Origin of the sequence: Vibrio sp. ED004, from assembly GCF_023206395.1 — a bacterium.
Taxonomy (GTDB): domain Bacteria; phylum Pseudomonadota; class Gammaproteobacteria; order Enterobacterales; family Vibrionaceae; genus Vibrio.
Genome location: NZ_CP066150.1, coordinates 1,241,464 through 1,261,718, shown reverse-complemented (window position 1 = coordinate 1,261,718; position 20,255 = coordinate 1,241,464). Strand labels below are relative to the sequence as shown.

Below are 20,255 nucleotides of genomic sequence, written 5' to 3'. Positions count from 1 at the left end.
AAACAAAAATCATACACAAACTACCGTTTTCATGCCGAATCATACTTTCCTATCTTCATTCTGGGAAGGCTTTAAAATAGTAAAGTCTCACCAGACAGCATCACTTGTTACACTAACTCTTAAACCTAATTCTGAGGCTAAATGCCTTTGCGGTCTTGAAGCTGAGGCTATCCATGAGTATCAATGGCGTCATGTGAAAGAGGCCATGTTGTTCAATGTTCCTGTTGAGCTTTCCGTTCAAACTCGAAGGATCAAGTGTCGTGACTGCGGCATAAAACAGAGTTTCTATCTTGGTTAGAGCCTTATGCTCGTATAACGACGCGTCTAAAAGCTATATAGAACAACTACTGCCTCTTCTTCCCATTAAGCATATCTCCCAGTTAACGAGCGTTCATTGGCACACCATTAAAGAGATAGATAAACGTCGACTTCGCCAAGTGGTACCGTCAGTGAAATGGGAAGGGCTAAGGCAACTCGTCATGGACGAGCTCGCCATCTTTAAAGGGCACCGATATGCCACAGTCATCGCTGATGCTAAGACTCACCAAGTCATTTGGATAGGGTTAGGTCGTAGCCGCAAGGACATACGACCGTTTTTCGAGCAGTTAGGCAAGCATGGTAACAATATCGAAGCGGTCGCAATGGACATGAATACGGCTTTTGACCTTGAAGTTCAAGCGCACTGCCCGAATGCAAAAATCGTTTACGACTTATTCCATGTTGTTGCTAAGTTCGGTCGTGAGGTGATGGATAGAGTCAGAGTCGACCAAGCTAACAAACTCAAGCAGGATAAAAAGCGAGGCAATGGGTGAAGCGCTCACGCTGGGTACCGCTGAAAAACAGAGGTAATTTAAATGCACGACAAGATAGCTATCTTACTGAAATATTGAATATCAATAAGGACTTGATGGCCACTTATATACTCGGCTCACAACTCAAAGAGCTTTGGTACTGTAAATCAGAAGCCATGCTAAGGGGCTCTGGGAGGTATGGTGGGCACAAGTGCAAGAGAGTGGAATTAAGCCATTGAAAGAGTTTGCACGAAAACTGAGGCCTTATCTTCACGGTATTATTGCATCGGCAACTTATCCGCTCAACACCTGCACATTGGAAGGGATAAACAACAAAATAAAGTTAATCAAGCGAATGGGGTATGGATATCGAGATACAGACTACTTCTTCTTGAAGATAAAAGCGGCTTTCCCCGGAAAGCCGCGATGAACCTTTTTTATGCTTGAAATTTAGGACAACACTGGTTTAAGTAAATATCTGTATGCATGAAAGCGATGTGAAGATTGCTACACAGATAAACATCTTCGTTAACAAAGGAGTGTGTTAAATGGCAGGTATTAAAAAGCCGCTAACCAATGGCCAGCGGCTTTAGGAAGAGTAGGGGCGGTTTTAGATTGCTAAACGGATATCCAACTCAATCGGCTTAGGCATAGCAAGGTGGTAGCCTTGATACATGTCGAAGCCTAAGCTTTGCATTGCCGCAAGTTGATGCTCTGTTTCAATACCTTCGATGACAGTCTTAGCGCCAATTTGCTTCGCGAGCTCTAGAACTAATTCCATTTCTCGTGTGTCACCTTGCTCAAAATTTAACATTACTGAGCGATCGATCTTAATGATATGAGGGTTGATGTGGCGTACGCGTTGTTCTGTTGATGCTTGCGTTCCGAAATCATCGACCGCGATCTGAAAACCATTCTCCGCAAGAGAGAGGGCTGCATCTTTCAAGCGCTCTTCACTTTCGGCATTCAGCTCTACCAACTCCATCACGATCTGCTCACATGAAAGGTTCAACTCATGAAGACGTTTTGCCAGAAGGCTGTCACTGACCTTTTCTGCAGCAAACAGCTCACCAACGTTTGGAAGAACGTTCAAGAATAGATGCAAATGACGGATAGTTGACTGTGCGAAGTTACGAATGTGGATAGCGCGACTGAGTCTCTCTACATTGATCTTATCTGTGCATGAGGTGTCATCGGAATGGAAGAAGTGATCAGGACGAACAGTATCCCCTTTGCTATTCGAAATACGCACCAAAGCCTCTACGCCTATCTGAGTCATTGAGTCGTCAAATATAGGTTGGTAGACACTTCGCAGTGTTAGGTCTTGATATTTCGCAATAAACTGCATATCGGCATCCACAGATATACAGCTAATAAATTCACTTCTGTCTGATAAAATCATAGTCGCTAATAAAGGTGTTTATTCAATGACGAAAATATACGTCATGGCTGTCACAATATTGACAGGTGTTAGTAAATTGTCAATTAATAAAAACTCATTTGCAGGGTCAATATTTAAATAAATATAATTAACGAAAAATCAGCATGATAAATGATATTAACCATTAATTTAACTTATCATTCACTAGGTTTGATAGTTGCTGTGAATTTAATGGCTGAGTAACGCCTTACATATCAATCCCAACCAATATAAAGCTAGAGCAGCGATACACCAGCGAAAAGTAGGGTTAAAGGCTTAGATTATGGGTGAATGTCAAAGATAGGAAATAAAGATACTTAACTGATTACATAGAAGTGATATCTATCTCTCAAAATCGATAGCATCAGAAGAACCGTTATTAATAATTCGATTAGAACGTTCGAATAATTAATGAACAATGACTATATGACTTTTATAAAATATTGGGATGAAGGTCTAACAATTTGCTTTCAATATTGAATGAAAAAGTTGACCCGTATTATCCCTACCATTGAAGCACGGCATAAAGTTGCAGGTATTTACGAACCAATTGTTGATTCCCTGACCGTTTTAGTGGGTGACCAAATTTAATAAAGCACGGACTGATTCTAAAGTTATTATTTAAATCGGCCGCGAATTGAGAATCACTCTCTCTTAACGTGATGCCTTGTTGGCTGTATTCGGTTATCTCGTCAGGGAGTTCTCCCATCCACCAGTGCAACAACTCACCACTGTTTTTACTTCGGCTTATCCAATGGTCAGAAACAATGATCAAAACGTCATTGGGTTGAATGGCGAATCCGTACTCTTGCTGCCAGTTATGAATGTCTAACATCAACTTTTTACGACACGTTTTTCCCGCGCTCACCATATGGTGGCTAATCATCCAAACTGTGCCGATTTCAGAAGAGATGCGGAAGTGGCGGGGCGTTTCTCGAGAGGAGAGCATTTCAAGTGGGCTAATGTTACTCGCATGATTAAAGCTTACGAAGGTGTGTTCCATTCGTCGGGCAAAGGCTTTACCGATGTGATGCTCACTGATCCCTTGGTTGTGCACCGTAGGATAATGACGCTCACAGAGTTTTAGACAATCGTCTTGAAACTGATTGACGCTTTTAATCACGAGATCTAATAACAATGAAGTCCCTTATACACAGTTACTATCTTATTGATGGGCAATAGTACGGTAATTGATGTGTCATTACCTATCGCCAAAGTGCGAGTTCTTGATCCCTCTATCAAAATTAGCGATTGCGGAGCGATTTTATGGATAGCACTGGCACTTCGCTGGTCTGTATTCTAAATTATGAGGAATTCTAATCAGTTAGAAAGACTATCTTTAGCAGCAAAGTTACCAGTGAGTTAGCTAGATTATAGTTTAGTCAGCTGTTCACGATGTATTTATTTACTCTTTACTTGGAAACATTCATGACCATTCAACTAGATTCGAAGCAAAAGTCTGAGCTCACCCATACTCTTCAAAAATACCTGCAAGATGAACTCGATGTGGAGCTTGGCCAGTTCGACACGGAATTCTTGGTCGACTTCATAAGTAAAAAGTTTGGTGCGGTCTACTACAACAAAGGGATAGAAGACGCCCAAAAAGTGATGGAACGTAAAATGTTAGATATCTCAGACGAGCTTTACGAGATCGAACAAATCGTTGAAATCTAACGTTTAGCCCAAACTTGTTCAAATAATTTGAATAACTCGTTTAATTTGAAATGATGTTACCAATGTAAAGCTTGGTAAATAATATGTTACACAAACTTGGTGTAGGGTACGCTTTTCGAAACTACACTACTCGTTAACATTCGGAAGAGATGCATGGACAACAACGTTAGAAATTACAACCCTTTAGCAAGAGCGATGCATTGGATTTCAGCTCTCGCGGTATTTGGCTTATTTGGTGTAGGTCTTTGGATGGTTGATCTTTCATACTACAGCGAGTGGTACAAAACAGCGCCAGACTATCACCGTTCGGTAGGCATTCTTTTGGCTGCCGTTACCGTTTTCCGCTTGGTTTGGAAACTAGTTACCGCGTCACCTAAAGTGGAAGGTAAAAGCTATGAAGTTGCAGCAGCGAAGATCGCTCACGGCTTCATGCACATCAACTTAGCGGTTTTATTTATTTCAGGTTATTTGATTTCAACATCAGATGGCCGCGGGATCGAGGTATTCAATTGGTTCACTGTACCAAGTATGGGCGAACTGTTTGCAAACCAATCTGATCTCGCAGGTACGGTTCACTACTATGCTGCATGGGTACTGATCATTATGGCATCAGTGCACGCCTTAGCGGCGATAAAACACCACGTTATCGACAAAGACGATACGCTACGAAAAATGATAGGAGCTTCAAAATGAAAAAGTCAATTATCGCTACAGGATTAGCATTTGCTATGGCAATGCCTTTCGCTGCGAACGCCGCTGATTACGTGATTGATACAAAAGGTGCGCATGCTTCAGTTAACTTTAAAGTTAGCCACCTAGGTTACAGCTTTATCCAAGGCCGTTTTAACACATTCTCAGGTGATTTCTCATTTGATGAAAGCAACGTTGAAGCATCAAAAGTAAACGTAACTATTGATACAACTAGCCTTGATTCAAACCACGCAGAACGTGATAAGCACATCCGTAGCTCTGACTTCATTGATGCAGGTAAATTCTCTGACGCTACTTTCAACAGCACAAAAGTGGTTGATAAAGGCGACGGCAGACTTGAAGTAATGGGTGACCTTAAGCTTCACGGCGTAACTAAGCCAATCATTATCGAAGCTGAATTCATCGGTGCTGGTCAAGACCCATGGGGCGGTGAGCGTGCTGGTTTCGTTGGTACAACTCGTCTAGAACTTGCTGACTTCAACATTCCAGTAATGGGCGCTTCAAGCTACGTAGATATGGATCTACACGTTGAAGGTGTAAAGAAGTAATCTAGCTATTGATGATTGCTGCAGGTATTAATCTTTTATGTAACATCAAAAGTTGAATAGATACCTGATACCTAGAAAGCAAAAGCAACAGTTAGAAAAAGAGAAAGGCGCAAAGTATTCACTTTGCGCCTTTTTATTATGGTAAATGGTAACGCGTTTGGATCTGTTTTGTGTCAAACCTTTAGTTGCGCTTTAAGCCACCATTTACTTTTAGCCAGTCAACGTTGCCATGACTGATTTTCGAGGTGAACAACTAATCCCTAATTGTTCAACCTTGTCCTAGTTAGCTAACCACTTCCTAGTAAAACAGTCGTTAGCTACACGCTTCCTAGTTAAACCATTGCAAGTTAAACCACTGTAGATTAAGCCGCAGTAAGTTAAACCCTTAGCCAGTTAAGCCGTTTCTAGTTCCGCTTTTGGTACTACGTTTAGACGGTCACCGTAGATAGGGCGAAGTGCTTGCATCACCTCAGTACGAGTAAGAACACCCACCATCACACCGTTTTCCAATACTGGAAGCATATGTGGCTGGCTCACTTTCATCGCTTTTGCACGCTCTTCTAGAGAAAGAGAAGTCAGGCGAGTTGCGAAGCCCATGCTAGTAGTAGGGTACAGTTGCTCTTTGTCGATACATAGGAACTCAGCAACATCAACTAACTTGTCGTTTGCATCGATTGCCACAACGTCACGGCTCATTAGGTCTACAACTTTTTGGCCTTTAGTTGGGATGTAATCTTGGCACCAAAGGTCAACCATTACGTCGTGAACAGAGAAGATACCAACAAGACGGCCTTCAACATCGCAAACCGGAGCGCTAACAAGTTGAGCGTCTAAAAGTGAATCAATTGCCACTGATGTAGGCATTTCTACGCTTAGTGTAATTGGTTGAGTGTTCATGATTTGCTTGATAGTCGTTGCTGTGTTCATAGTGATTTCCTTAACTGACGTAATTTCTGTTGTTTGTGTAATTGCAGTAATTTTTGCTGCTTTAAGTTGTGGGCGACGGTAGATGCTCCAATTGGCTAAGCCGACCAATACCGAACCACCTACGATGTTGCCGATTGTTACTGGCACCAAGTTTGCGGTGACAAATTTCATGATGTTTAGGTCTGCGTACTGGGCTGGTGTTGCGCCAATTTGCATCCAAAAACTTTCTGGTGCGAATGCTTGAATTGTGATGCCTAGTGGAACCATGAACATATTCGCTACACAGTGCTCAAAGCCTGAGCTAACGAACATTGCTACGGGTAATACGGTCATCATCGCTTTGGTCATGGCATTAGCAGAGCTGAAAGTTAACCAAATGGCTAAACACACCAATAAGTTACAAAGCACACCCAAAGCAAAAGCTTGAACAGGGCTGTGGTGTAGCTTGTGTTGAGCAATATTCAGAGCGTTTAAGCCCCATTGCCCACCATCCAATTGATACAAGCCAGCTGCACTTACTAGAGCCAAAAGGAACATGGCACCGATAAAGTTACCGACATAGACCTTGCCCCAAATAGACAGCATCTTAGTGAAGGTAATCTGCTTGTTAGCCCATGAGATGCTTGATAACACTGAGCTGGTAAACAGCTCGCCACCGCAAATCACAATCAGGATTAAACCCATACTGAACGCAAGACCGCCGGCTAAGCGACTCAATCCCCATCCAGCATCAGCGCTGCCCGTGGTTACCGTGATGTAGAATAAAAAAGCAAGCCCGATGAATGCGCCAGCCATGATTGCCAAACTCAATGTCATGCTGCTGGTTTTATTTGCTTTGCTTAATGCAAACTTCTCTGCTTCCGCCATCATTTCTGTTGGTGAGAACAGTTGATGATTTTCAGAAGTGCTGGTTGCCATATCCCCCCCTTGAACAATCCGTCATGTGTAATTCCTAGTGTTAATGACTTTGGTTAATCCGTAATGGTTAATCAATAATGTTTTGCAGGGCTCGTTGTGTCCTGCCATTCCAGATTAGGGGGTAGCGAGGTAGAGGTAAAATTGATAATTTTTAGAAACCACATCAAATTTATTGATATAGCTAGGGTTACGAGTAGAATGAAATCGATTGCTCATCGGCTTGATAAAAAACGAGCATCAGGACACAAATAATTAAAAGCATTAAGGATGAATTTTGCGTTATTCATTAAAGCAACTCGCGGTATTTGATGCAGTGGCAGATTCTGGGAGTGTTAGTATTGCAGCAGACAAGTTGGCGTTGACTCAATCAGCGACAAGTATGTCTCTTGCACAGTTGGAAAAAATGCTCGGCAGGCCTTTATTTGAAAGGCAGGGCAAGCAAATGGCCCTTACTCATTGGGGCATGTGGCTAAGGCCAAAAGCGAAGCGTTTACTGCAAGACGCGCAGCAAATCGAAATGGGGTTTTACGAACAGCATTTATTGAGCGGAGAGCTCAAATTAGGTGCGAGCCAAACACCCGCAGAACACTTGGTTCCAGACCTCATCAGTATTATTGATAACGACTTTCCAGAGATGCGAATCTCGCTCGGTGTACAAAGTACCGATGCCGTTATCGATGGCGTATTAGATTACAAATATGACTTGGGTGTTATCGAAGGCCGTTGTGACGACAGTCGAGTTCACCAAGAAGTGTGGTGTACGGACCATTTAACGGTGGTTGCATCCGCTCATCACCCGTTTGCGAAGCGTGAAAGAGTGAGTTTGGCGCAACTAGAGCAAGCGAAGTGGGTATTACGCGAACATGGTTCGGGTACTCGCAAAGTTTTTGATAGCTCTATTCATCATTTAATTGGTGATCTTGATGTTTGGCGAGAGTATGAACACGTTCCTGTTTTAAGAAGTTTGGTAGCAAACGGCCCATATTTAACGTGTTTACCTTATCTAGATGTCGAGCAGTTTGTTGAATCAGGTCAGCTCGTTACATTGAATGTTCCAGAGCTTGAGATGGAACGTACGCTGTCATTCATTTGGCGTGCCGATATGGCGGAAAACCCACTTGCTGAATGTATTAAGCGTGAAGGCAAGCGTATGATGAAAGGCAAACCGTCAGTTCTATAACGGTAATTTGATAAAATACTAATAACTAAATGTGTTGAATAAGCGATTTCGGTCTCTATCTGGTGATAAATGCACATTCGCGTACATTATTAATGTGATCACGATCGGCTAAAAGAAGGCGTTCTTACCATAGTATGCTTACTTGATTTTAAGTGAGGCTAAATCCGGTTGCGTTCAATTACGTAATTAGGCTTTAGAAATAGTATGAGTACATTAGTCGCGATTTCATTAACAACAGGTATTTTGTCAGGTCTTTGGGGATGGATAGCTATCTCTTTCGGCTTATTGTCATGGGCAGGTTTCTTAGGTTGCACCAGTTACTTTGCTTCGCCAACAGGCGGCGTAAAAGGATTGGCAGGTAGCTTACTAACCAACATGACAGGCGTATTCTGGGCAATGGTGATTATCGAAAGCTCAACCTTCGCAGGGTTAGAGATTTTAGGCTATGTGATTACTGCTATTGTCGCTTTCTTTATGTGTATTCAAGCAAAACAAGCGTGGCTAGGTTATATCCCAGGAACCTTCATTGGTTGTTGTGCAACGTTTGCCGCAGGTGGCGATTGGCAACTTGTAGTACCATCTTTACTGCTTGGTGGTGTATTTGGATACTTAATGAAAGCAACGGGGCTATGGCTTCACGAGAAATCGACCCAATCTTCGGAAGTTGTTGAACAACACGCTAAACAAGCAAAGGCTTAATTCGTTAAGCTGGTCCTAGTTTAGTCACTGTGAACTCTTGCAAGATAACCCCCAATTAATTTGTATATCGATTTATACAGGCACACCATTTTGTGTGCCTTTTTTGGTTTTGGTTACTCTAAAAATACGATGATCTTATCTGCAGAAGAACTTATACCGTCTATCAGAAAAGCTAGAGGCTCAGGTATTCCCGTTTGCCATGGTGATAACACGTTTTAGTGTCCACCTTAGTAACAATGGAATGCATTCTTGTCCTTGGTTTTCACAGTGCGAGACGATAGCCAGTGCAAGGTCTGGCTTAGCGTATTTCTTCAATACCTTAGCGACGACTTTCTTAGGAGGGATAGGGTGATCGTAAGGGATCTTAACCATGTCACGGAAAAAGTTCTCGAATCCATTCATGTATAAGTAATGTTCGATGTCTTTGTCCGGCAACTCAGTTAAGCGATGACGTTCTTGGTCATTACCAAGTTTTGATAGTACTGTTGCTGCGTATTTTTTACCTGCTGCATCGCCATCGGTCACCACATGCCAGTCGATGCCAAACTCTTGCGCGACCTTAATCAGTGCTTTGAGGCCTGATTGAGCAAACTCAATAATCTGCACACCTTCCGCAGCAAGGTTGTAGCCACATTGGTTGGCTAACTCATTAAACAACCAAACCTCTGTTTCACCTTCTACTAATAGCCAGCAACGGGCAAACAGTGCACCTGAACGGTGGAAGCGAATATGGAAACCAATACGTCTTAGCTCATCTTTACTGAAGTGGTTCATGTTGAGTTGATTAGCGATGGTTTTGTCTGATTGACGTACCAAGCGCCGAATCGATTGCAGAGGTACTGCTGCCAGTAGATCGCCACTGTTGGTGGTGAGGATTTTCTGCATTGGCAGTTTTTGCATCAAACTCCAAGCCCTTGCCAAGTGGGTTGGATGCAATCGACCTTCGGGATCTTCAAGGATCAAAAGAGGGCGCGCGCATCGTCTTAAGTCATTTGGCCCTTTAGCTTGTAGATACGCGTTCAGTAACCCCATGAATAATAAGCGAGTTTGTTTGTTCTTTGTCTCTTCGACAAGCTGATGAATGCTCTGATCATTAGCGCCTGCTGAATAGAGTAAGCCATCTCTCTGCTTTCTAGGATTACGACGAGAGTTACTCTTGAAAGAAAAGTAGTGTTCAATCAGGCTTTGCATTGATTCTAAGCTGCTGCGCATCTCGCCTTTGTTTACGTGGCCAGGAATCGCCATTAAACGACGGCAGGTGTTATCTATGCGTTTTTCGATTCGAGCCTGACGAGCGTTTCCATTTCCATTAGAAGCGTGCCCATTACCGTTGCTGTTATTGCTATTGTTATTATTAGCGCCATTCCCACCGTTACCGTTAGTTCCATTGCCGTTCGCATTGCCATGGATGTGGCCATTGTGGTTAAGTGACTTGCCATTGAATGGACGATCGAAGTGCCTTGCATCTCGCAAGCGAATCACGGGGTGCAAGGTCATTAATTCTTGAGCGAGCTTTTCAGAATGGTGAAGCTTGAGCGGATTACCGTCCAAACCTAAAAATGCATAGTGTGTGGTGGTTTCGTACTGCTCTAATGTGGCGCTGATTCGGTAATAAATACGATAGACACCAAACTCGTCCTGAACCCAAATCGGTTTGAGTTTACGATAACGACCTGCGTTGAGTTCGCTCTTGTCGTTGGCCTTTAATGCGAGAACAATTTGAAGATGTTGAGACTGTGGGTGTGAAACAGAGTAATCGACATGAAAATCGGTCATTTCGAAGTGATATGGCACACCGTCTGACGGAAGAACGACGGAAAGGGCATCCAATAATGAAGACTTACCCCAAGTATTTTCACCAATAAGCGTGGTTAGCTCGTCAAACGCCAGTGACATGCGCTTGATACCTCGAAAGCCAGAAATCTCGATTCTTTCTAGTTGCATAGGCTTACTCCTAACGGAAGGCTCTGCTAATTGTTTGAAAGCTAACAGATATCTTTAATCATAATCGAAAATCACCAATTCGGTATGCTCATCGGTCACAAAACCCATTGATTATTTATACGGCGCAAAATGAGATTTTTGATCTATCTCGAGTATTTTTTTGCAGTGCAGTTTCATAAAATTCACGATTCTGTCATGATTCTCGACCTAGTATGAAGGGACAAAGAGAGAAGAAAATATGACTAAAAAGAATAAGCCGACAAAAATAGTGTTGGCACACATCAACGACACCCACTCATACTTTGAACCAACCTCATTACAGCTATCACTTAAAATGAACAACCACATCATTGAACCTTATGTCAGTGCTGGTGGCTTTGCTCGAATTTCAACGCGCTTTAAACAAATAGAGCAAGATGCCCAGCGACAAAAAGTTGGAACCCTGTTCCTGCATGCTGGGGACTGCTTTCAAGGTACCTTGTACTTTTCTCTGTTCAAGGGGAAAGCCAACGCCGATCTGTTGAATGCGCTTAATATTGACGCCATGACACTTGGTAATCATGAGCTAGACATGGGTAATGAGCCCGTGGCGATTTTCGCGAAAAGAATCAAATTCCCACTGTTGGCCGGTAACTGGAATCTATCGAATGAGGATATCAATAAAACTCATACCTTAGCGGACAACGACATTGTTAAGCCTTACCTGACGGAAACACGAAGTGCTTCTTATATAACGAAAGAGTTTGATGGCGAGAAAGTTGCCATTTTCGGCTTAAGCATCGACAAGATGTCAGGTATCGCTAACCCAGATATTGATACACCGTTTGAAAATGCATTAGAAACGGCAAAAGCAACGATAGAACAAATTCACCAGGCTGGTATTAACAAGATAGTGCTGCTCAGTCACCTTGGTTATGAAGCTGATTTAGAGCTAGCTGCGAATGTACAAGGCATCGGTGTGATTGTTGGTGGTCATAGTCACCGCTTGCAAGGTGATTTCTCGGATATCGGCTTAGTGAAAGACGATGACTACGGCGTAAAAATTGGCGACACCTATGTTGTGCAAGCCGGTTTCCACGCAATGAGCCTAGGCCACTGTGAAATCGAGTTCGATGCTCAAGGTAAAGTGACGCACTTTAATGGCAAGAACGAACTGTTATTAGGACGCCGACTCTTTATAGATGCGAAACTGAGTGAAGTAGGACAAGACGATGCGCATGATATGGCGTGTGAGTTTTTGAACAATCACCAGAACATCGCAGTGTGTAAGAAAGCTCCCGAATTACAGAGTATTCTGACGGACAAGTATCAGCCTAGAGTTCGTAAGCTTCAGCAGCAAGTCATCGCTCATGCTGACAGTAAACTTCGCCATGTACGTATCCCTGATGAACAAGGGCCAAGCCAACTTGCGCCATTAGTCGCTCAATCATTCCATTACTTGATGAACAAGAAAGGTCATCAGGTAGATTTTGCTATCCACAACTCTGGCGGTGTAAGAAATTCACTGAATAGCGGCGATGTTTCGGTTGCCGATATTGCCGGAAAACTACTACCGTTTGCCGTACCTATTGGTGTGTATGAAGTCAGAGGTGAAACGATCGCTGGCATGTTGGAAGGTGCAATCAATAACGCATTGGATAATGGTGTGGTTGGTACAGGGTCGGGTAGTTTCCCTTACACACACAACCTAAGGTTCTGTTACCACAAAGAAGCACCTTTAGGGCACAGAATTCATCACCTTGAAATCCACTCTGAAGAAGCCGGTTGGCAGGCTGTTTTACGCGAACGTGTTTATCGTGGTGCATCGTCAGCGTACACCATGAAAGGGAAAGAAGGTTATAACGCAGTCTTGGATATGATCGGAGATGGGATCGTCACAACCGACTCAATGGCAGACTGTTTCATTGCGTTTTTACAAGATCACCCTGAATCACTTCAACACAACGAACCGTTGAATTGCATGGAGTGTTTTAGGTAATCGCATCTAATATTTTCGCTTAGTATCATTACTTTGAGTGATTTATAAAATTGGCACTGTTTATGCTTTATTTCCCGGGTAACTTCCTGTGGAGGCAAAGCATGGATAGGAAAGATTGGTTAGACGCGGCTGCCGTTGTTGGTTGGGTGTCGGTTTGGTCTGCATTAGTGTACTTAGTACCAACAGCAGGTTTATAACTATAGGTTTATAACACATGCGGTTTGAGATGCACTTTCTGACAAGCTGCACACAAAAGGTACTCGCGAGCAGTTTGATTGAATAACGGGAATAGGGCAAAACCTGTTCATCGTATTCTTGGAATCGATACGAGTGTCGTTTTGACAAGCCGATAGAAATAAATAAGGAGCTTTTTGCTTCTTTTTTATTTATTTCTGCAAATTTATCTAGACGAAACAAAGTTAGGGGAATATTATCCACGCGTTTGGGGAGTAGTTAGCGCAAGTTTACATATCGTCATCTCGTTAGGCCAACCAAGTGTCTATCCGGTATGTAAAGGTGAAATCCCATATTTCACTTCAACGAGACCAACGCAATCACAGTCAAGATCCGTAATGGAGCTTGATATGCTTTGTTTGCGGAAGGTCTTTGTACAGTTCTTCCGCCCGGAGGAATAATGAACTCAACTCAATCTCTATTATCTACAAATAGTGAATCCTTTTTTTCATCGCCGATCATGACGACTTATGCGGGCTTTTTCCTGCTGACGGTGATTCTTGTCTCTATTGATATCTATCAGACTCGTGGCGGCAACGTTACTATCAAAAAAGCGGCAATCTGGAGTGTTTTCTGGTTTGTACTTGCGTTTTTGTTTGCTGGCTCTATTTACCTATTTTGGGACATTTATGCGCCGAATAGTGATTACACAGCGCAAAAAGCAACCGTGTCATTTATTACCGGTTACTTGCTAGAGAAATCACTGAGCGTAGACAACCTGTTTGTATTCGCGATGATCTTCGCTCAATACCAAGTTCCTGAGCATCTACGACCTCGTGCGCTTCTTTGGGGCGTAATTGGTGCATTGGTACTTCGTGCAATTATGATCGCATTAGGTGCGCAGCTGTTGGCTGAATACCACTGGGTGCTTTACGTGTTTGCTGCGTTCTTGATTGGTACTGGTATTAAACTGGCGTTAGACAAGGGCGAAGAAGAGAGCGTGAATACACTGCCTGAAAAGCTACTTCGTAAAATCATGCCGGTAACAGAAGACTTCCATGGCCCAGCACTAATGATCAAGCAGGGTACCAAATGGGTACTAACACCAATGATGTTGGTGATTGGTGCGATTGCAGTCATGGACGTGATGTTTGCACTGGACTCTATCCCTGCAATCTTCGCGGTAACACAAGAACCGTTCTTGGTACTTGCTGCTAACGTGTTTGCGTTACTTGGCCTGCGTTCATTGTACTTTGTACTTCAAGGCATGATGGATAAATTCATCTACTTGAAGCCGGCACTGGCATTCATCATGGTCTTCATCGGTGTGAAAATGCTATTGGTCGACAGTGAATGGGCTATCCCAACTTACTGGTCTTTAGCGGTGCTGATTTCAACGATGACGATTGCGGTTATAGCGTCGATTTATGCAAAGAAGCCAGACATTGAACAAGTAAATTAAAACAAATATAACTTATCGAAAACTCGATAAGAGATAGGTGGTCGATGAAGCAGTAAATTTATTTATGTAAAATTTCTGTGACATCGACCACTTTTGTTTGAGGGGTATTTGTACTAAATGCATGATTTAAGCATTATATTGAATTTTAAATCACTGCTAATGCATATGTATTCGATGCGGTGTTAATGGTTTGTTTTATTAGAAAAACTAATCTGAACATCCAATTTTAGTCATTTTTTAACCTGCAAAAGATCACCTATTATTCTTGTCATCAGAACGAAACACACAAATAAATTTATAGAGAGGCAATCATGGCTCAAGCAGTACAAATGAATACTATCGCTGTTCCTAACTCTATGGATAAGAAGACCTACTCGGTTAACTTCAAAGGATTGATTGCACACATTTTCGATATTCTTTTCGTAGACAACTCTCCACGTAGTTACTACGCGAGCGACCTATCTGGTCACATGCAACGCGATATCGGTATCAACCGTTAATCTCAGCGTAAACGCATAGAATAAAAGAAAGACAGAATTTAAAAAACGCCAGCTTCTTAGCTGGCGTTTTTGTATCTGAAACAATTTGTATTTGAAAGAAAGTGTTAAGTATCGCGGTCTTTAGATAAGTAGCTTCTATGAGGATCACGGTATGTCACACGCCAAACACAACACATCATTGATCAAACTCTGCTTATTTTCCTTGCCGATCGGCTTCTACTCTTCAGTGTCGAATGCACAAACCTGGAGTAACGAAGGGCAACCTGCGCAGGTTATCGAACTGTTCACCTCTGAAGGCTGTTCGAGTTGTCCACCTGCTGATGCCTACCTCAGTACTTTTGAAGATGATCCAGCGCTTTGGACACAAGTCATCCCACTCGCGTATCACGTCGATTACTGGGATTACCTCGGTTGGGGGGATAAGTTCGCGAGCAAAGCCTTCAGTCAAAAGCAACGTTTGTATAAAGCTTATGGGGTGACAAGCGGGGTTTATACTCCGGGTTTTGTGGTTGATGGAAAAGAGTGGCGCGGTTATTTCAATTGGCTCGATAGAACGTTACCTTCGATCCCACAACAAAATAACCCCAAGCTGACGGTCAATCATAAAGGCGACATGTTCAGCGTGAGCTATGAAGGTAGAGGTGATTATGTGGCTCATATTGCCTTGTTAGCGATGAACGAAGTTACTAGCGTCAAAGCGGGCGAAAACAGAGGTAAGAAACTCGAACACGATTTCGTCGTAGTTTACGATGGTTACCAACGTGGTGAATCTGAGTGGCAATTCAATGTGGACTTTGATCCGCTAGTTGCAGCGCCTGATGCCGTAGCTGTCTGGTTAACCGCACCTAACTCGTATGCACCTGAACAGACGGTAGCAGGGTGGTTGAATTAAACTCAATGTGTGCAACTTCGGCAGTGCAATGAGTTATGAAGAAAGCAGTTTGGGCGACACTAAACCGTTACTGTGTCGCCTTTGTCCCGTTCTGCTTGGTCTAAATTACTGTTAGAGGCTTCAAAGGGGCGATTTAGTTACGTAATACTGCTGAAATACGTTAATATAGCGCGCTATTATTTTAGCTTTGAGTTCCTGCAATTAATGACTAACACCACGACACCAACCAACTTCTCTGATCTTGGCTTAATTTCTCCTTTGATGGCTCGTCTTACCGAGCTTGAATACCAACAGCCAACGCCTATCCAAGCGCAAGTTATTCCAAGTGTGTTAGCAGGATGCGATCTAATTGCAGGCGCAAATACGGGTTCAGGTAAAACCGCTGCATTTGCACTTCCTCTGTTACAACAGATCCATGAAGATGCACCTTTAGACCGTCGTTCAGGCAAAGGTAATTTCGTTTCTGGCCTTATTTTAGTGCCTACTCGTGAACTGGCTAAGCAAGTTGCTGACAGCGTTAAATCTTACGCAGTGCATTTTAACGGTGCGATTAAGACTGTTTGCGTATTTGGTGGTGTGTCTGTGAACACTCAGATGCAAGCATTACGTGGCGGCACAGATATCTTGGTGGCGACACCGGGTCGTTTACTTGACCTTATTTCAAGCAACGCTATCAAGCTTGATAAAGTAAAAACGCTCGTGCTTGATGAAGCTGACCGCATGTTAAGCCTTGGTTTTACAGAAGAACTAGACGCGATCTTGAAGCTACTGCCAAGCAAGAAGCAAACTCTGTTGTTCTCTGCAACGTTCCCAGAGCAAGTTCAAACGCTTACTCACGAACTGCTGACTGACCCAATTGAAGTTCAACTTCAAAGTGCTAATGCGAGCACACTGGTTCAGCGTGTATTCGAAGTAGAAAAAGGCCGTAAGACTGCATTGTTAGCTCACCTGATTCAGCAACACGAATGGCGCCAAGCGCTGATCTTCGTTAATGCAAAGAACAGCTGTGAACACCTAGCAGACAAGCTATACAAACGCGGTATCATCGCAGAAGTATTCCACGGTGATAAAGGTCAGGGTTCGCGTACTCGTATCCTTGAAGATTTCAAATCTGGCGAGATTGACGTACTGATCGCGACAGACATCGCGGCACGTGGTCTGGATATCGAAAAGCTTCCAGTGGTTATCAACTTTGATTTACCGCGTAGCCCATCAGACTACATGCACCGTATTGGCCGAAGTGGTCGTGCAGGAGAGGTTGGTCTAGCGTTATCTCTGATCGATCACGAAGATTACCATCACTTCAAAATCATCGAGAAGAAGAACAAGATTCGTCTTGAGCGTGAGCAAATCGAAGGTTTTGAAGTCGATGAAGAAGCGGTTGCTGAGCTGATAGCAGCGCTTAAACCTGTTGCGCCACCTGCTGGCACAGGCAAGAAGAAAAAGAAGAAGAAAGCAGCACAAAACCAAGATGTGTGGCTTAAAAACAACTGATAGTGATTCAGTAAACAATCGATATTTTAAAGGCGCTTAATTGCGCCTTTTTTGTGTCTGCAATTTGAGTAGAACAAGTAGCTAGAGTTCGGTTGTGTTGGTATTCAAAATCAGCCAAGTTTGTTCGTAGGGTTGCGTCCTTCATATGAGATTCAGTGATTTCACGCTTTGCTCATAACCTATTCGGGTTCTAAGCAACTGGGTAACAGCGTGAAGACCTCGATTAAACAAGTAATATTGGTAGCTTCACTCTTCATGGTTACTCATCCCGCAGCGATAGGTGCAGGCTTCAAGATTACAGGGCTGAACAAAACTCTCACTGAAAATGTAGAGTTATACTTAGAACCTTTGGTTGATGTACAAGCTTCCCAGTTATCCCATACTAAGTTATTGAAACGGGTTCAAGACGCGCTCAACCCTTATGGCTACTATCACCCTCAGATAGATATCGAACTTGATGACAGCGATAACCTCACCTTGAACGTCGATTCTGGCCCTGTCATGTACATTGCAGAATCGATCGTAAAAGTCACAGGTGAAGCGAGTAAAGACGAAGAGTTCATCAAAATACTCGTGCATAGTCAGTTAGATTCAGGCTCACCATTATCTCACCAAGAATACGACCAAACTAAACGGGCAATTTTCTCCTTGGCAAAGCGTAAAGGCTATTTCGACGGTAGGTTTGTCGAGTCTAAGATCGAAGTGATTCCTAGCGAAAACATCGCCAATATTCACCTGCATTTTTCAAGTGGCCCACGCTACAAGTTTGGCGCTATCAGCATTCCTGATGATGGTGTTGAACCTGCGCGTATCGAGAAAATTCCCACATTCAAACAAGGGGACGACTTTGACACGATAAAGCTGGGCGAGCTGCAGTCAGACTTGTTTGAAACGCAGTGGTTTCGCAGTGTCGTGGTGCACGGTGACTTTAATCATCTTGATGACAATCTTGAAGTACCAATCGAAATCCTTGCTGAGCCAAGCTCTCGTAACATTGTGCAGGTGGGTGGCGGTTATTCTACCGATCTTGGTTTAAGAGCGTCTTTAAATTGGTCGAAGCCTTGGTATAACCAAAGAGGACACAGCTTTGAAACACAGACGTATTTGTCTGAACAAGAGCAATCACTGCAGTTAGGGTACAAAATCCCCACGGAGAAGGTCACGACCGACTACTTTGGTATCCAGTTTGAATCGAAACGAATTGATCATCGAGACACCAATAGCTTTTCAAACGATCTTAAGTTTGAACGTTATTGGCAATTAGACAGGGATTGGCAAAGTACCATTTACGTCAAATACTTGCATGAACAGTACCGTCAGGCCTCTGAAGAAGACCAATCGCAATTACTGTTACCGGGCATCAGTTTTTATCAGGTTGATCGTAAAAATGATCAATTGGAACTCAATCATCGACACATCTACTCTGTTGAGTATTCTGACCCTAGTTTGTTCTCTGATTCAAGGTTGTTGCGGTTGGAAGGAAACAGTGTGCTTTCGTGGGATATTAGTGAAAGTCAGAAGCTCCATTTCCGTTCAAATGTCGGCATTAACATAGCTAAATCGTTGTCGGATGTACCATCGTCACTGCGTTATTTTGCTGGTGGCGACGGGAATTTACGAGGCTATGGTTATGAATCGATTTCTCCAAAAGATGACAACGGTGAATTAACAGGTGCACGTTACATGCTAACGGCAGGGCTCGAATATCAACATCAGGTTTACCGCTCAATTTGGATGGGCGCGTTTCTCGATGTTGGTGATGCGTTTGATGATGAAGCGGATTGGAAGCGAGGCACAGGTCTTAGCCTGATTTGGAACTCACAATTGGTGCCTGTGAAACTCGATTTTGCTTACGGGTTAGATGCACCTGCAGGAGATGAGTTTCGTATTCACTTTTCCCTGGGTACTCAATTCTAAGAATTGTACGTTGTTTAAGCTCTCGCGAGGATACGATCCATCCAATGGGATTCAAGCAAATCGAAAGAGCGTAATAACCTTTGTGCTCTAGCAAACACAAAGGTAAACACAATGAAAAAGGTACGATTTGGTGTATTTGGTAACATGGGCCCTGAAGCGGATGCTCTGTTCCAAGATATCGTCGCTAAGAAAGAGATTGAACACGGCGCGCTTAAAGACCAAGACCACATGGCCATGATTGTGGTTAAAAATTCAGACATCCCAGACCGCTCTGAAGCCATTAACGAAGGCGGTATCGACCCTGTCCCAGAGCTGATTGAATCAGCGTGCATTTTAGAACACGCCAATGTTCAATTTGGCGTAATGACCTGCAACACCGCTCATTACTTCAGACCTGAAGTTCAAAAACATACCAATGTTTACATCGTCGATATGCTTCAAACTACGGTTGATCAAATCAAAGAGCAGAACCCTGAATCCATTGTCGGTATTTTGTGCACCAACGGTACATACAACTCGGGAATCTATGATCGTTACCTAACTGACGCCAATCTCGTATTCGTTAAGCCAGATGCTTTTGAGCAAGAACATAACGTTCATAGCGCTATCTATGGCGAAGTGACAGGCGAGATGACCGCATGTGGGCAAGCAATCCGAGAGACCAACGGCATTAAAGCGGGCGAGTTTGATCGTAATGCGGCACTTCTTGCGGTTGCGGTTCAAAGCATCGTAGAGAAGGGTGTTGATACGGTTATTCTAGGGTGTACGGAACTTCCTTTGGTTAGAAAGCAACTTGAAACGGCATTTCCAACAGTCACTTTTATTGATCCGATGGAAGCGGTAGCTGAGCGTGTCGTTGATATTTATCGTCTCGCTGAGCAAGATGTTGAGCGTGGACATGTGGATTACGACATTAATGATGTTAATTCGATCTTCACAACGCTTGATATGGTGAACTACGTAGCCAAAAGAGCAATGACCTACCGCCTGTAAGCTCAGATACGTGTATTTGACACATGAGAAAGC

At 43.2% G+C, this 20,255-nt stretch carries 16 protein-coding genes and 1 pseudogene; 13 read left to right on the top strand and 4 right to left on the bottom strand.

Going from position 1 to position 20,255, the window contains the following annotated elements; translation table 11 throughout:
• The first annotated feature begins 31 nt into the window (after window positions 1-31).
• A pseudogene (locus ITG10_RS23105) lies at window positions 32-1,221 on the top strand (ISL3 family transposase).
• Window positions 1,222-1,401: 180 nt separating this feature from the next.
• On the opposite strand, the gene ITG10_RS23100 reads toward ITG10_RS23105, so the two are convergent.
• Together ITG10_RS23100 and ITG10_RS23095 are read right to left on the bottom strand one after the other, a co-directional pair.
• Window positions 1,402-2,139 carry an EAL domain-containing protein gene (locus ITG10_RS23100; protein WP_017631161.1) on the bottom strand — a complete coding sequence of 246 codons (738 nt, stop codon included), beginning with the start codon at window positions 2,137-2,139 and terminating at the stop codon, window positions 1,402-1,404.
• 577 nt (window positions 2,140-2,716) lie between these two features.
• Window positions 2,717-3,349 (bottom strand): hypothetical protein, encoded by a 633-nt coding sequence (locus tag ITG10_RS23095; RefSeq protein ID WP_017631160.1) that lies wholly within the window; start codon window positions 3,347-3,349, stop codon window positions 2,717-2,719.
• Between the two features lie 290 nt (window positions 3,350-3,639).
• Between ITG10_RS23095 and ITG10_RS23090 the strand changes: the two genes are divergently transcribed.
• From ITG10_RS23090 to ITG10_RS23080, 3 genes are all read left to right on the top strand, one after another.
• On the top strand, window positions 3,640-3,885 hold the full coding sequence (locus tag ITG10_RS23090; protein ID WP_017059821.1) for a DUF2164 domain-containing protein: 246 nt from the start codon (window positions 3,640-3,642) through the stop codon (window positions 3,883-3,885).
• Between the two features lie 153 nt (window positions 3,886-4,038).
• The gene (locus ITG10_RS23085) at window positions 4,039-4,578 is read left to right on the top strand and encodes a cytochrome b (protein ID WP_017631159.1); all 540 of its coding nucleotides are present in this window, start codon (window positions 4,039-4,041) and stop codon (window positions 4,576-4,578) included.
• The gene (locus ITG10_RS23080) at window positions 4,575-5,144 is read left to right on the top strand and encodes a YceI family protein (RefSeq protein WP_017631158.1); all 570 of its coding nucleotides are present in this window, start codon (window positions 4,575-4,577) and stop codon (window positions 5,142-5,144) included. Before ITG10_RS23085 ends, ITG10_RS23080 begins: the two co-directional genes overlap by 4 nt.
• Before the next feature lie 393 nt (window positions 5,145-5,537).
• Here ITG10_RS23080 and focA read toward each other — a convergent pair whose 3' ends face one another.
• Window positions 5,538-6,989: a formate transporter FocA gene (focA, locus tag ITG10_RS23075; RefSeq protein WP_017631157.1), complete on the bottom strand. Its 1,452-nt coding sequence runs from the start codon at window positions 6,987-6,989 to the stop codon at window positions 5,538-5,540.
• 274 nt (window positions 6,990-7,263) lie between these two features.
• Between focA and ITG10_RS23070 the strand changes: the two genes are divergently transcribed.
• Window positions 7,264-8,169 carry a LysR substrate-binding domain-containing protein gene (locus ITG10_RS23070; RefSeq protein ID WP_017631156.1) on the top strand — a complete coding sequence of 302 codons (906 nt, stop codon included), beginning with the start codon at window positions 7,264-7,266 and terminating at the stop codon, window positions 8,167-8,169.
• 204 nt (window positions 8,170-8,373) lie between these two features.
• On the top strand, window positions 8,374-8,868 hold the full coding sequence (locus ITG10_RS23065; RefSeq protein ID WP_017631155.1) for a DUF1097 domain-containing protein: 495 nt from the start codon (window positions 8,374-8,376) through the stop codon (window positions 8,866-8,868).
• A gap of 180 nt (window positions 8,869-9,048) precedes the next feature.
• On the opposite strand, the gene ITG10_RS23060 is transcribed toward ITG10_RS23065, so the two are convergent.
• Window positions 9,049-10,812 (bottom strand): ATP-dependent endonuclease, encoded by a 1,764-nt coding sequence (locus ITG10_RS23060; RefSeq protein WP_248386930.1) that lies wholly within the window; start codon window positions 10,810-10,812, stop codon window positions 9,049-9,051.
• 238 nt (window positions 10,813-11,050) lie between these two features.
• Here ITG10_RS23060 and ITG10_RS23055 point away from each other — a divergent pair, with 238 nt between their 5' ends.
• From ITG10_RS23055 to ITG10_RS23025, 7 genes are all read left to right on the top strand, one after another.
• Window positions 11,051-12,790, top strand: a complete 1,740-nt coding sequence (locus tag ITG10_RS23055) for a bifunctional UDP-sugar hydrolase/5'-nucleotidase (RefSeq protein WP_248386929.1) — start codon at window positions 11,051-11,053, stop codon at window positions 12,788-12,790.
• Window positions 12,791-13,424: 634 nt separating this feature from the next.
• Window positions 13,425-14,426 (top strand): TerC/Alx family metal homeostasis membrane protein, encoded by a 1,002-nt coding sequence (locus ITG10_RS23050; RefSeq protein ID WP_048662004.1) that lies wholly within the window; start codon window positions 13,425-13,427, stop codon window positions 14,424-14,426.
• Window positions 14,427-14,737: 311 nt separating this feature from the next.
• Complete coding sequence (locus tag ITG10_RS23045) at window positions 14,738-14,926, top strand: hypothetical protein (protein ID WP_017059812.1); 189 nt, start codon at window positions 14,738-14,740, stop codon at window positions 14,924-14,926.
• A 151-nt stretch (window positions 14,927-15,077) separates the two neighbouring features.
• Window positions 15,078-15,818, top strand: coding sequence for a DUF1223 domain-containing protein (locus ITG10_RS23040; protein WP_248386928.1), 741 nt, complete (start codon window positions 15,078-15,080; stop codon window positions 15,816-15,818).
• 204 nt (window positions 15,819-16,022) lie between these two features.
• Window positions 16,023-17,312 carry a DEAD/DEAH box helicase gene (locus tag ITG10_RS23035; RefSeq protein ID WP_017631214.1) on the top strand — a complete coding sequence of 430 codons (1,290 nt, stop codon included), beginning with the start codon at window positions 16,023-16,025 and terminating at the stop codon, window positions 17,310-17,312.
• 198 nt (window positions 17,313-17,510) lie between these two features.
• Window positions 17,511-19,229 carry an autotransporter assembly complex family protein gene (locus ITG10_RS23030; RefSeq protein ID WP_248387164.1) on the top strand — a complete coding sequence of 573 codons (1,719 nt, stop codon included), beginning with the start codon at window positions 17,511-17,513 and terminating at the stop codon, window positions 19,227-19,229.
• Window positions 19,230-19,340: 111 nt separating this feature from the next.
• The gene (locus ITG10_RS23025) at window positions 19,341-20,222 is read left to right on the top strand and encodes an amino acid racemase (RefSeq protein WP_017631212.1); all 882 of its coding nucleotides are present in this window, start codon (window positions 19,341-19,343) and stop codon (window positions 20,220-20,222) included.
• The last annotated feature ends 33 nt before the right edge of the window (window positions 20,223-20,255 follow it).